The 14,791-nt window shown below is 38.3% G+C and carries 10 protein-coding genes; 2 read left to right on the top strand and 8 right to left on the bottom strand.

The genetic code is table 11. The features are described from left to right. A partial coding sequence (locus SKM54_RS05130) for a DUF6414 family protein (protein WP_455350660.1) occupies positions 1–453 on the bottom strand: 453 nt, incomplete at its 3' end. A gap of 67 nt (positions 454–520) precedes the next feature. Further along, entirely contained in the window at positions 521–3,415 is a 2,895-nt protein-coding gene (locus tag SKM54_RS05135; RefSeq protein WP_321094557.1) for a valine--tRNA ligase, read from the bottom strand. A gap of 194 nt (positions 3,416–3,609) precedes the next feature. Between SKM54_RS05135 and SKM54_RS05140 the strand changes: the two genes are divergently transcribed. Together SKM54_RS05140 and SKM54_RS05145 are read left to right on the top strand one after the other, a co-directional pair. After that, positions 3,610–4,278: a hypothetical protein gene (locus tag SKM54_RS05140; protein ID WP_321094559.1), complete on the top strand. Its 669-nt coding sequence runs from the start codon at positions 3,610–3,612 to the stop codon at positions 4,276–4,278. An 11-nt stretch (positions 4,279–4,289) separates the two neighbouring features. After that, positions 4,290–5,096 carry an SDR family oxidoreductase gene (locus SKM54_RS05145; protein WP_321094561.1) on the top strand — a complete coding sequence of 269 codons (807 nt, stop codon included), beginning with the start codon at positions 4,290–4,292 and terminating at the stop codon, positions 5,094–5,096. 58 nt (positions 5,097–5,154) lie between these two features. Here the strand turns inward: SKM54_RS05145 and SKM54_RS05150 are convergent, their stop codons facing one another. From SKM54_RS05150 to SKM54_RS05175, 6 genes are all read right to left on the bottom strand, one after another. Further along, a complete protein-coding gene (locus SKM54_RS05150) occupies positions 5,155–5,589 on the bottom strand; it encodes a YbjQ family protein (RefSeq protein ID WP_321089213.1) in 435 nt (144 codons plus the stop codon). A gap of 5 nt (positions 5,590–5,594) precedes the next feature. Continuing rightward, positions 5,595–5,951: a YbjQ family protein gene (locus tag SKM54_RS05155; RefSeq protein ID WP_321094563.1), complete on the bottom strand. Its 357-nt coding sequence runs from the start codon at positions 5,949–5,951 to the stop codon at positions 5,595–5,597. 102 nt (positions 5,952–6,053) lie between these two features. Then, on the bottom strand, positions 6,054–7,517 hold the full coding sequence (gene adeK, locus SKM54_RS05160) for a multidrug efflux RND transporter AdeIJK outer membrane channel subunit AdeK (protein ID WP_321094803.1): 1,464 nt from the start codon (positions 7,515–7,517) through the stop codon (positions 6,054–6,056). Then, the gene (locus SKM54_RS05165) at positions 7,517–10,696 is read right to left on the bottom strand and encodes an efflux RND transporter permease subunit (protein WP_321094566.1); all 3,180 of its coding nucleotides are present in this window, start codon (positions 10,694–10,696) and stop codon (positions 7,517–7,519) included. Before SKM54_RS05165 ends, adeK begins: the two co-directional genes overlap by 1 nt. Positions 10,697–10,708: 12 nt before the next feature. Next, the gene (locus SKM54_RS05170) at positions 10,709–11,932 is read right to left on the bottom strand and encodes an efflux RND transporter periplasmic adaptor subunit (RefSeq protein WP_321091016.1); all 1,224 of its coding nucleotides are present in this window, start codon (positions 11,930–11,932) and stop codon (positions 10,709–10,711) included. Positions 11,933–12,706: 774 nt separating this feature from the next. After that, positions 12,707–14,758, bottom strand: a complete 2,052-nt coding sequence (locus SKM54_RS05175) for a site-specific recombinase (RefSeq protein ID WP_321094805.1) — start codon at positions 14,756–14,758, stop codon at positions 12,707–12,709. Positions 14,759–14,791: the final 33 nt, after the last annotated feature.

Consider the following 14,791-nt stretch of genomic DNA (forward strand, 5'->3'; position numbering starts at 1 on the left):
ATTAAATAAAGGTTTTAATTGAGGTGTAATTGCTTTTAAAAGTTGTATTAGTTCAAAAAAATCTACAGGTCTAATGTTTGCTTTAATCCTTTTAAAAGGGGTATTACTTATAATTCCAGTATTAATTTGTAGCTCTTCAATGAGCTTATCTTCTACTAATTTATCTAAAGACTTCATATGCAGTGCACCTAAAGTTAAAGTTTTTATAGTGTTAAATGCATAATTACTATTAATCTGACTTTCATAATTAGCATCAATATTGCCACCTGCTTTTGCTATAAAATCTATAAAGCTACTTGACTCAACAGCTCCTGAAGCATTTAAATTTTTACTTGTATTTTCAATGCTCGTATTATTAATTTCTTGAGTGAGCCCTATACCATCAAATAGATATCCAGCACAATTGAGCAGCATTTTTTCATTAAGATATATTGGTTCTAATAAGTCTTTCATATTTATAAAAATAAAGGGCTGAATAATCAGCCCTTTATACTACAAATTAGATCAAACTAACAACATCTTAAAGCGCTGCAATTTGCTCCATATTTGCTTTAATCTTCGCTAACTGATCAGCAAACTCAGCAAGTTTAACTTTTTCACCTTCAACCACAGCGGCAGGTGCTTTTGCCACAAAACCTTCATTGCCAAGTTTAGTTGCAATTTGGTCATGTTGTTTTTGAACCTTGTCTAAGTCTTTTTGTAAACGCCCCAATTCCGCTTTAGGGTCAATTAAACCCTTCATTGGAACGAATACAGACACATGACCGACTACAGAAGATGAAGACAATGGCGGTTGTTCAGCATCTGCAAGGAAAGTAATGCTTTCAACTTTTGCCAATGCTTTAAACAATGGTTCAATACGAGCAATCTGTGCCTTTTCAGCTTCAGTTGTGTTTTGAAGCAGAACAGGCAATAAGCGAGCATTACCTAAGCCCATCTCACCACGGATGTTACGTACCGCACCAATCAAACCTTGCAGCCATTGCATATCTGCTTCAGCTTGGTCATTGATGAGCGCTTGGTCAGCAACAGGGTACTGTGCAAGCATAATCGTTTCGCCAACGATGTTGAGTTTCGGCGCAAGTGTTTGCCAGATTTCTTCTGTCAAGTAAGGCATCAACGGATGCGCCAAACGTAAAGACGCTTCCATCACAGAAAGAAGAACACGACGTACTTCAGCTTTACGCTCAATCGATACATTTTCGTCATTGAGAACAGGCTTCGTCAGCTCTACATACCAGTCACAGTATTCATTCCAAATGAACTCGTAAATCGCTTGTGCAGCCAAGTCTAAACGGTAAGTCGAAAATGCGGTTTGCACCGCTTGTTCCGCTTTTTGTAGACGGCTTACGATCCACTGTTCAGGCAATTCCCAAAGATCTTGGCGAACTTCTTGACCAATCACTTGCTCTTCGCAGTTCATCATCACGAAACGGGTTGCGTTCCAGATTTTGTTGGCAAAGTTACGGTAACCTTCAACACGTTTCATATCGAACTTAATGTCACGACCTGTGTTTGCAAGCGCACAGAATGTGAAACGAACCGCATCTGTACCGTAAGATTGAATCCCTTCAGGGAATTCTTTACGCGTTGATTTTTCAATTTTCGCCGCTTGTTTAGGGTTCATCAAACCTGTTGTACGTTTTTGTACTAAAGTTTCTAAATCAACACCGTCAATCAAATCTAATGGGTCAAGCACGTTACCCTTAGATTTAGACATTTTCTGACCTTCGCCATCACGTACCAAACCGTGTACATACACAGTTTTAAACGGAACTTGCGGTGTACCATCTTCATTTTTCATGAAGTGCATGGTCATCATAATCATACGGGCAACCCAGAAGAAGATGATGTCGAAACCTGTAACAAGTACATCAGTCGGGTGGAAAGTATTTAAGAAATAGTTTTCTTTATCTTTCGCAGCGTCGCCAGTCCAACCTAAGGTTGAGAATGTCCAAAGACCCGATGAGAACCATGTATCTAATACATCTTCGTCTTGATCCAATTGAACATCAGCAGGGATGCCATTTTTCGCACGAACTTCTTCTTCGTTACGACCTACGTAAACATTACCTTCTGCATCGTACCAAGCTGGAATACGGTGACCCCACCATAATTGACGAGAAATACACCAGTCTTGAATGTTGTTCATCCAAGCCATATACATGTTGCTGTATTGCTCTGGAACGAATTTGATGTCGCCATCTTTCACTGCTTTGATTGCAGGTTCAGCAAGTGGTGCAATTTTTACATACCATTGGTCAGTCAATAACGGCTCAACGATTACACCTGAACGGTCACCGCGAGGTGGTTTCAATGTGTACGGTTGAATTTGGTCTAACCAGCCTTCAGATTCCGCTTGTTCTACTAACTTTTTACGTGCTTCAAAACGTTCTAAACCAATATAGTCCGCAGGTGCAGGAATTGTTTTAGAAATTTGCTCGCCCGCTTTTGCGATGTATTCAAACTCAGCAAGAACTTCCGCATTTTTGTTGAAGATGTTGATGATTGGCAATTCGCAACGTTTACCAACTTCATAGTCGTTGAAGTCGTGTGCAGGGGTGATTTTTACACAGCCTGTACCGAATTCTTTGTCGACATATTCGTCTTTAACAATTGGAACTGCACGACCTGTAATTGGTAAAATGATGTTCTTGCCAACAAGTGCCGCATAGCGTTCATCATCAAGTGCAACCGCAACAGCCGTATCACCTAATAATGTTTCAGGACGAGTTGTTGCCACAACAATGTGATCTTTACCATCGTGTGTGCGAAGTGACTTATCTTCAAAGAAATATTTGAAGTGCCAAAGTGAACCTGCTTCTTCTTTATCAGACTCAACCTCTAAGTCAGAAAGGGCAGTTTGTAATTTTGGATCCCAGTTTACAAGGCGTTTACCACGGTAAATCAAACCATCTTCATGAAGTTTTACAAACACTTCTTTAACAGCATTTGATAAACCATCGTCCATTGTAAAGCGTTCACGTGACCAATCTACAGAAGAACCTAAACGACGGATTTGACGTGTAATTGTACCGCCAGATTGTTCTTTCCATTCCCAGATTTTGTCGATGAATTTTTCACGACCTAAATCATGACGGCTAATACCTTGTGCACCCAGCTGACGCTCTACAACCATTTGCGTTGCAATACCTGCGTGGTCTGTACCCGGTTGCCAAAGCGTGTTAAAACCAGACATACGCTTATGACGAGTGAGGGCATCCATAATGGCATTGTTAAAACCATGACCCATGTGCAAGCTACCGGTGACGTTTGGCGGTGGAATCATAATACAAAAAGACTCGCCATTTTCAGACGGCTTAAAGTAACCACGCTCTTCCCAAGTTTGGTACCATTTTTTCTCGATCTCAGTCGGATCGTAAGTTGTAGCAATATTTTGCGCTGAATCAGTCATAGTTCGAACAGATCAAAAGTGGATAAAAAATTGCATCTATTGTAGCAAAAAAACAGGACTTGAGGCACTTTAACCAAATGCAAACTGTATGTAATTAGAGTGATGTTGTAATAGCCTTGATATGTTATACATTTTGAAAGTTATTAATTTTTTGAAAAAGTACAAATAGATAAAGATAGACAAAGGATGTTTCTATGCAGAATATGGTTTTTCTTGGCTTGGAAAAAAATACATTTGAACAGTTTCAAAGTATTTCAGAGCGCTTAAAACAAGGAACTTCATCTAGTATTGCTCAAGAATTAGGTCAAGTTTTAGCAGAGATGTCTTGTCATGTGGTTGATCAAGTTTTTGGAGAAATTGCGAAAATTCGTGCGCATACTGATTTAGAGTCTGAAAATACCTTACAGCAAATTAAAGATAATTTAAAAAAATATATGCCGTGGGCAATTGCCCTTTTTAGTAATGAGCGATTAAATCCATTGGTTGAATATTTACAAACGCAAATACAGTGTAAAAATGGGCAACATTTTTTGACGTATTACGTAGATCAATCTTTACTAAATGAGGCTATAAATTATATGGCGCAAATTGAAAAGGGTGATCAATCTTATATTGTGCCTGCCTTTCAAGTATTTACTAAAATTGTCGATCAAGGTATTGATCAACTTATTTATGCGCCAAAAAAATTGCTGAAATTTAATTTTGTGGTCGATAAAACCTTAACAGGTGTTATTCATTTAACAACACAGTTGGGTTATAAACGCATTGAAAAGGTTTCAACGCAGTTCGATTTTATTCATGCACAAAAAACATTAATGCACTTTTTTAGCTTTTTAAAACAGCCAAATCAGCCATCTACATAGGGGAATATCAGATGACCGCATCGAAAGAATTAGACCAAAAAGTTGTTTGGATTACAGGCGCTTCTTCAGGGTTAGGAAAGGCATTAGCTGTGGAATGTGCGAATCGCGGTGCACAAGTTATTTTATCTGCACGTCGTTTAGAAGAATTAGAAAAAGTTCGTGCAGAGCTTGTTGAGCCGAATAAGCATTTATCTGTTGTTTTAGATGTAACTGATGAAAGCCAAGTGCAAAATGCGTATGAAATTGTTCTTAAAGAAAAGGGCAAAATTGATTGGTTAATTAATAATGCAGGTTTAAGTCAGCGTGCATTAATTACAGATACAACCATGGAAACTGAACGTAAAATCATGGAGATCGATTATTTCTCGCAAGTGAATTTAACCAAAACAGTTTTACCAACATTCTTAACGCAAAAAACGGGTCGCATTGTATTTGTTTCAAGTGTTGCAGGATTATTGGGTACACAATATCGTGCAACGTATTCGGCAGCAAAAGGTGCAATTCATATGTGGGCAAATAGCTTACGTGCTGAAGTTGCAAATGAAGGTGTAAATGTTTCCGTGATTTTCCCAGGTTTTGTAAAAACCAATGTTTCATTTAATGCTTTAAATGGTGCAGGGCAACCACAGCAACATCAAGATGATGCAATTGAAAATGGTTTAGAAGCAGATGAATTTGCCAAAATTGCTGTGAATGCTTTGGTGAAAGGGCAGGAATACATTGTAATTGGTGGGCAAAAAGAAGTGCTTGGTACATGGATTTCACGTTTATCACCAAGCACACTTTACAAAATGATTCGAAAAACTAAAGTGAAATAAAACAAGATAAGCCTCCCTTTTTTAAAGGGAGGTTGGTGGGATTGTGAAACAAAAAATCTTATTTTTTAATTGCCGTCCCATAAGCAAAAACTTCAACCATTCCGCCTTGCATACCTAATTCTGTGGTGCTTAAACGTAATCCTAAAATTTCCGTTGCTCCCATTTTTTCAGCTTCTAGTTTTAAGCGAATAACCGCTTCACGTCTTGCACGTTCTACAATACTTTCATAACTTGTTAAACGTCCGCCAAAGAAATTTTGAATATTGGCAATTACATATTTAAAGTAGTCATGAGAAATAACCACATTGCTACTCACAAGCTGACCTGTCGTTTCACTGGTTTTAAAACGATTTGTTTCTATGTGTATGTAAGCTAAACGATTTTCTTGTTCTTTCAAGGCTTGAAAATGTTTTCTTTCTGTATGTCGACCAAAGCCCCAGCCAATTGAAAACAAAACAACAAAAATGGCAACTTTTAGTAAAAAAGCATCCATGTGCATTAACCTTGGGTAGGAAATGGATTTGGAAGAGGTGCTAAATTTGTTTCTACAATTACTGCCGTGCCGTATACAAAAAGCTCAGATGCACCTTGAGCAATGTTTGATGTAGAAAAGCGTATGCCGACAATTGCATTAGCACCTAAAGATTGTGCTTTATCTATCATGCGTTGCATGGCTTCTTGGCGAGATTCTTCTAAAAGTTCCGTATAGCCTTTAAGCTCACCACCAACAATATTTTTTAAACCTGCCATTAAGTCGCGACCAACATGTTTACTACGAACAGTACTTCCATAAACAACATCGAGTTGACGACTAATTTTATGACCTGGAACGGACTCTAAATTGCTTAATAACATAAATATTATTTCTAAAAATTATTAAGTATGAAGATATGAAAAATTAACTATAAATGCAATAAAAAGCCCACCGAAGTGGGCTTTTTACTTTAAATCAAAACATTATTTTTGATCTACTTTTTTGTATTTAACATCTGAAGAAGAGGGTTGTTTTTCCACTTGATCAGTTGTGTTGGCTTTTACGCCACCACCTAAAGTTTTGTAAAGTTCAACTTGGTTGTTTAGGTTTGCTTGCTCTAAAAGTAATAAGCCTTGTTCTGCACCATAAGCAGAACGTTGTGCATCTAATACAGTTAAGTAGCTATCAATACCTGCACGGAAGCGAGCATTTGAAAGTTTATACGTTGTATTTGTTGCATCAACCAAACGACGTTGAGCTGCTAAACGATCACCAATATTTTGACGAACAGCAAGCGCATCATTTACTTCACGGAAAGCAGATTGAATAGATTTTTCATAATCAGATAAAGCAATTTCTTGATCTGTTTTTGAAATTTTAATATTCGCTCTACGTGTGCCCCAATCGAAAATTGGAAGATCTAGGCTAGGACCAATAGACCAAGCAAAATTACCAGATTTAAATAAATTGTTTAAATCTGTAGATGCGTAGCCTGCGCTACCAGTCAAACTAATTGTTGGAAATAAACGAGCTTTAGCTGCACCAATATTTGCACCCGCAGCTGAAAGTTTATATTCCGCAGCACGAACGTCAGGACGATTATTTAATAAATCGCTTGGTAAGCCAGAACCAATAGAATTTGTATTAGTAATGCGCGTTATACGCTGTGCAGGAAGTAAATTTTCAGGAACTGTTTCACCTACAAGTAGGTTTAGTAAGTTCTTCGCTTGAGCAACTTGAGTTTTATAATTCGCAACATCGTTACGTGCTGTCTCAACAGAAATTTGCGCCTGACGTACAGGAATTTCACTGTCGATACCTACATCAAAACGTTTTTTGTTGAGATTATAAGACTCTAATTGAGCTTTAAGTGTTTGCTCTGCAAGCTTTAAGTTCGCATTTGCAAAAGCATGATTTAACCATGCTTGTGAAACTTGACTAATTAAAGCAATTTGCGTTGCATCACGGGCACTTGACGTTGCTAAATAAGTATCTAAAGCATTGTCTTTTAAGCTGCGAACACGACCCCAAAAGTCAAGTTCATACGCCGTTACACCCAAACCAACATTGTAAGATGAATAAGGATTATTCGGATCTCGAGTAGGCGTTACTTGACGTAAAACACTACCGCTTGCACCAATTGTTGGAAGTTGGTTGTTTTCAGTAATTTGATACTGTTGCTGTGCACGCTGAATGTTTAATGCAGCAATACGCAAATCACGGTTATTGGTCAATGCTAAATCTAACACTTGTAATAAGCGCTGATCTGCAAAGAAGTTTTTATAACCTTGTTCAGCAACAGAAGTACCAGAAGCATTGGTATAGCTACTTGGAATACTTGCTTTCACTACGGGCTCTGGGCCACGCATGCTTTGACATGCAGTCAAAGCAAGCGCAAGTGCAGAAACCGCAATGCTACGACCTGAAATAGACCATATTTTTTGCATCACGATGATTGCTCCTGATTATTTTGTTGTTTTGGTTTGAACTTAAAGATACTTCGTACCCAAATATAGAATACAGGGATAAAGAAAATACCAAGAAGTGTTGAGCTAATTACGCCACCAAGTACGCCATAACCTACAGAGTGCTGACTACCTGCACCAGCACCTGAAGCAAGTGCAAGAGGAAGTACACCAAAACCAAAAGCTAAGGTTGTCATAATGATTGGACGTAAACGCATTTTCGCTGCATGTAAAGTTGCATCGAAAAGTTCTTCACCTTTTTCTTGAAGTTCTTTTGCAAACTCAACAATCAAAATCGCATTTTTAGCAGATAGACCAATTACAGCAATTAGGGCAACTTTAAAGTAAATGTTATTTGAAAGATTTGGATCTTTTGTTAATAACATACCAAGATATGTCAGCAATACTGCACCAACAATACCCAGTGGAATCACCATAATTACAGAGAATGGAATAGACCAACTTTCATATAATGCAGCTAGGCAAAGGAATACGATAAGAATCGAAAGCGCCATTAGGAATGGAGTTTGAGAGCCAGAGTCACGTTCTTCTAGTGATAAACCAGTCCACTCATAGTCAAATCCTGATAAGCCCATAGATGGTAACTTAGCCGCAATTTCTTCCATTGCTAACATTGCATCACCAGAACTGACACCAGGAGCAGGTGTACCTTGAATGTTCATAGAGGCAATACCGTTATAACGCTCAAGACGCGGTGAACCATAAGTCCATTCGCCAGTTGCGAATGCAGAGAATGGAACCATGGTGCCTTGGTTGTTACGAACGTACCATTTGTTTAAGTCTTCAGGCACCATACGAGCATCTGCTTCGCCTTGAACATAAACTTTCTTCACACGACCACGATCAACAAAGTCATTAATGTAAGAACCACTCCAAGCCATCCCCATAGTCGCGTTGATTTCAGCAATACTAATGCCCATAGCACCTGCTTGCGCTTGATCTACAGTAATTTTGTATTGAGGAGTATCTTCTTGACCATTTGGACGTACGCCTGTTAAGCGCTTATCTTGCGCCGCTAAACCAAGAATGGTATTTCGTGCAGCAAGAAGAGCATCGTGACCTTTACCGCCAGCATCTTTAAGTTGGAAGTTAAAGCCCGCACTTACACCTAATTCAGGCATAGCAGGAAGCTGTAATGGCATGATGTAAGATGCATCTTTCACAATCATGTTCAGCGCCATACCACGTTGGATAATTGCACCTACTTGTGATTCTGGTGTAGTACGTTCGCTCCAATCTTTCAATTTAATGAAAGCAAGACCAGCATTTTGACCAACACCTGTAAATGAGAAGCCCGCTACACTAAATACAGATTCGACATAGTCTTTTTCATTGTTCAAGAAATAGTTAGTCATTGCTGTAACGGTTTTATCTGTACGATCTAACGATGCGTTTGGCGGTAATTGCACTAAGGTCATCACGACACCTTGGTCTTCATCTGGAAGGAATGAAGTCGGTAGTTTTGTGAATAACAGTCCCATTACTGCAATAACAGCAACATAAATAACGCCAGAGAAAACTTTCGCGTGTGTTAAGCGGTTTACACCACCTTGGTATTTGGTCGATAACTTGTCGAAGTTAGTATTGAATGAACGGAAGAAACGAGCAAAGAAACCATTACTTTCAGCTTTGTTTGGATCATGTTGTTTTAACATGGTCGCACAAAGCGCAGGTGTAAATGTAAGTGCAACAATTAATGAAAGAATCATTGCGGTTACAAGCGTTACAGAGAACTGACGGTAAATTACACCTGTTGTACCACTCATGAATGCCATTGGTACGAATACCGCAGTCAATACAGAAGTAATACCAATTAACGCACCTGAAATTTGCTTCATTGAATTTTCAGTGGCTGTAACAGGATCTAGATGTTCCTCAACCATTAATCGTTCAACGTTTTCGACCACAACAATCGCATCATCCACCAATAAACCAATGGCAAGAACCATTGCGAACATAGTGAGCGTGTTAATTGAGAAACCGAATACATTAATAACTGCAAATGTACCTAATACAACAACAGGAACTGCCATTGTTGGAATAATCGTGGCACGCCAGTTTTGCAAGAATAAGAACATTACAAGGAATACAAGTACAACAGCTTCGATTAACGTGTGTACTACACTTTCAATTGAAAGTTGAATAAACGGCGTTGTATCGAATGCCAGTTGGTCTTTCATGCCTTCTGGGTAGTTAGGACGTAACTCGCTTAAACGTGCTTCAACAGCTTTTGCTGTATCGAGTGCATTCGCACCTGTCGCAAGTTTAATTGCAACACCACCAGCAGCTTTACCATTAAATTTAGAATCGAATTGGTAGTTATCTGCACCTAGTTCAACACGAGCAACATCACTTAAGCGAACTTGAGCACCATTTGCTGTGTTTTTAAGGAAGATGTTTTTAAACTCTTCAGGTGTTTGCAATAAGCTTTGAGCATTTACAGTTGCGTTAAGTACTTGACCTTCAACAGATGGAGCACCACCTAATTGACCTACTGCAACTTGAGCATTTTGAGTACGTAAAGCTGTTGCAATATCACTAGGAGTAACTTGCAAACTTGCCATTTTGGATGGATCCATCCAAATACGCATTGCATAAGAACCACCAAATACTTGTACTTCACCAACACCAGCAACACGGCTAAGCGGTTCTGAAATATTAGAGTTTACATAGTCTTTAATATCATCTGCAGAAAGGCTGTCATTTGTCGAATAGAATGCTAAAACTTGTAAAAAGCTTGCACCAGATTTCGTTACTTTTACACCTTGACGTTGAACATCTTCAGGTAAAAGGGCAGTTGCAGATTGTAATTTGTTTTGAACTTGAACTTGTGCGATATCTGGGTCGACGCCTTGTTCAAAGTTAATTGAAATAGATGCTTGACCGTTACCCGCACTATTTGAAGAAATATAGCGTAAGCCATCTAGACCATTCATCTGTTGTTCAATGATCTGAGTTACAGTATTTTCAACAGTTTCGGCAGATGCACCAGGGTACGTCGCAGAAATTGTGACAGTGGGTGGTGCAATGGTCGGATACTGTGCAATTGGCATTTTTGTTAGGGTAAGAATACCAGCTAACATAATCACCAATGCAATCACCCAAGCAAAAATTGGGCGATGGATAAAGAATTGAGCCATTCAGTCTACCCCTTATTTATTTGAAGTAGCTTTTTGTTCGGTAGTCGCCGCAGGTTGAGCACCTTGAGGAGCAGCACCTTGTGGCTGATATGGTTTAGCAACTACAGCTTGTTCAGGTTTTACTTTCGCAATACCATCAACAATCACTTTGTCACCAGCTTTTAAGCCTTCAGTCACAATCCAGTCTTTACCTTGAGTTGCTACAGTTGTTACAGGACGTGGTTCAACTTGACCCTTCTCATTTACAATCATAGCCATTGCTTGACCTGTTGGTGTGCGAGTAAGCGCTGCCTGAGGAATAAGGTAAGCATTTGGAATTACACCTTGTACGATTTGTGCATTTGCAAACATACCAGGAAGTAGTAAATGATTTGGGTTCGGGAATACTGCACGTAAAGTAACAGTACCAGTATCTGGATTCACGCTTGCATCAGAAAACGCTAAACGACCTTCAATACCATAATCGCTGCCATCTTCAAGCTTTAACTTCACTTTAGTGTTGTTGCTGCTATCTAAACTACCTTTGCTTAATTGTTGACGTAAACGCAATAGCTCAGCGCTAGATTGGTTAATATCAACATAAATAGGGTCTAGACGTTGAACTGTTACTAAAGGCGCTTCTTGGTTTGCTGTTACTAATGCACCAGCAGTGACTGTTGAACGGTTTGTTTGACCTGAAATAGGTGAACGAACAGTTGAATAGCCTAAATTGATTTCAGCATTTTTAACTTCAGCACGAGAAGCTGCAACATCTGCTTCAGCTAATTTTACTTGAGCTACAATGTCATCATATTCTTGTTTAGAAATGGCATTTGTACCTACAAGTTGACGGTAACGACCTTCTTTAATACGTAACACATTTAGGTTTGCTTGTTGGCGAGTTAGAGCAGCACGAGCGCTGTCAGCACTTGCACGATTAGTACGAGAGTCAATTTCATACAGCGCTTGACCTTCACGTACATAACTACCTTCAGCAAATAAACGCTTAAGGACAACACCACTTGTTTGTGGGCGTACTTCTGAAATTTCAAATGCAGTTGTACGACCTGAAAGTTCTACAGACTGTTCTACGCTTTGAGGTTGTGCAACGATAACACCAACTTCAGTAGGTGGCATTTGTTGAGCTGCAGCAGCTTGCTGAGCATCCTTGGGATCTTTGCTACAACCAACAAGTGCAATACTTGTTGCTAATGCGCAAGCAGTCAGGGCTGGTGCCCAAAGCTTTGCCGACATCATTCTTCCACCTCAATTAGATTTTCTATCTAAATTATAAATTCTTTTGCACCACAGTATTTGATGGAAATCAGATAGAGCAGTGACGTCCAAATTAAACCTATATCCCGACTAGAAATGACATCGGGATGGACATATATACCTAGGTACAGTCTAGATACCTCAATAAATAAGCATCCACATAAAGTTAATACTTTAAATTGCAGATGTTACAAATTGGTGTGTATAAATAAGTAACCTAAAATTGCAACATAGAAAGTATGTGCGCTTGGGTGTGAATCCCAAAATTTCGACTATTTGGAAGTTTGAGGATGGGCAAAATATGGAGACTAAATATATTAGCGTCCAAAGAATTGCAATGCTCTCAACGATTGCCAAAAAGTAGAATGCAATAACCATATATTTTTATAACAAGACATGTATATAACACATTATGTGGCTATAAATAATACAGAAATTGTGTTGCCAATAGTTGATAAATTAACGGTTATTTCATTAAAAAGTCTATTCTAAAAAGACATAAGCGTTAGATAAAGCTTAAGTTAAAAGATTTGAGACTTTGTGTATTTGTATATAAAATACTGATTAATAATAGAAAACAACCTAAATTAGTCGGATTTATTGGCATGTTGAAATTTTTGTTGTTTCAACAGGCTAAAGTGCACCCAATAAGGAGAATAAAGTGTACCCGTCAGTACACTTTTTTTCAAGCGCATATTATTTATTCATATTTCATGTGATTTTGTGTGATAATCAATGAGTTTAATCACCTAATAATTAGTGATGATCTTTTTTACTCTCTTGTTTCTCTTCTATTTCTAACTTGTTCTTAGGCGGCCAAAAGAAATCTGTAGGGCGCGTTAAAAAGTGAGTGAGTACTAATTTTGCTAATGGATTCCATTGTTCAAAACGTACACGACGGGCGCGTAATGCAACAATAATTGTGAGCGTAAAACTGACAAATAAGTTGGTTAAGCCAATAAGCAAAACACCTAGAAATGAAACAATAATTAAGCCAATTTCTGGTGTGCCATTAATGAGCATTAAACCTTGAATAAAGTTTGCAGAAGCAAATGCAATATGGCGAATATCTAAAGGTAAACCTAAAATATAACCAAGCGTTCCCATGCTTCCGAGCATAATACCAAACAGGAAGTTACCTGCTAATGCACCTAGGTTACGCTCAATATATTGAGCGAACTTATCTAAGCGTTCTTGTTTTATGTATTTGCGAAGTTGAGGATGAGCCTGAATACGTGGTCCAACTTTACGATAGACCGCCATATTATCGAAATAACCAGCCAACAACCCAGAGAAGAAAAGACAAACACCTGCAATAGCAGCATGAGGAACAGCTAAAGAGGTAAATGGATTTAAATCATGTAAAGTTTTTGTAGCTTTGTAATGGTTCATTAAAGGTTCATGTAAGGTAAAATCCCAAAACATGACAATAATGGCGGCAACAGGAATCGCAATAGAGATATTCCCTAAAATTGCCACAAATTGGGTTCGAATAATATTAATAATTAGCGCAGCAAGTTCTGCAATTTGCGCTGTTTTAGAACCTTTTTGATGCTGTACGGTAGATGCAAGTGCTGCCGCCGTCATCGCAGGTTGTTTGGTTGCAACGGTAAAATGCAAAACATGAATGAGCATGAATCCTAGTGAGTAATTCATGCTATATGAAAATGCTTGCATTAATGGTGCTAAAGATGCGCGAGCCATTAATACTTTTAAAGTTGCCATAGTGGCAATAATCACGCCTGCGCCAGCAGCCGATTTATACATTCCGAAAAATCCAGATTTATCTGTACTTACGTAATGTTCACCAGTTTTACTCGCATTTTCTGTTACTTGAAGTGCAATAAGTTCGCTGTTAGTGACCAATAATGAACGAACACTACGTTCGCTATAAATGGCAGTTGTAATATCGTTTAACAGCCAGCCTAAAGAGTTGTAACGAACATCATCTTTTTCAACAATGAAGTTAATTAAAATTTCTATGCGTTCTAGGCATTGTTCAAGCAATGAAAGTAAATAAGTTAAGCTAATACTTACGCCAATACGTTTGGTCGATCTACGGATTTTTGCAGTAACATCTTTACATTGTTCAAGCATTACTAAAGCTTGAGCTGCATCGGGTGGGGTAATGGCAACTAAATTATTGTCATTTAAATGAAGCTGTTTATATTGCTGAATAAAATCATTGATTTCACGGTTTTGAACCAAAAATGGAGATTCATATTCAGTTAATTCTGGGTGTGCATTAATAAATTCAGGATATAACCCAATACCGCTTACACGATAAGATAAAACGGTAATCGCTTTAATAATTTCACTACGGATTAGCCGTTTTTCTTCTTGGTTGCTATGACCTTGATTAAGTAATCTGAAAAGTTGTTGCCACTGTTTATCTTCAATGCTGTCTAACCAATATTGATCTGAATATTGATGAAAAACTCGACGTACAAGTTCTTGAAGTTGGCTTTCATCACTTATAAGCGGAAGAAAATGAGAGCCTAAGCGTTGGAAAATTTGGTTCCAAAAACCTTCTAAAGACAAAATACCGGTATCGGCATAAAGACTAGTTTGCTTGTATTGGCTAATAAGTTTTAAAACAAAACTTTGTAAGGTAGATGCTGCATCTGGTGTAATTAAAATGGCTTGAACAAAGGCATTAAATTTTGCCTGAACTTCATCTTGATTTCTGGTGTCATTAGGACGAATACGGTTCACTAACTCAATAAGCAAAGCATCATCTAAAACAGCTTGATTTTGATCAAGCTGTTCTTGCATTTCTAGGAATAAATCATTGAGTTTTATATGCATAAGCAAGTATTAAATCTTTCTTTAAATGAGCTG

This window comes from Acinetobacter faecalis (assembly GCF_034187745.1).
GTDB classification, from domain to species: domain Bacteria; phylum Pseudomonadota; class Gammaproteobacteria; order Pseudomonadales; family Moraxellaceae; genus Acinetobacter; species Acinetobacter faecalis.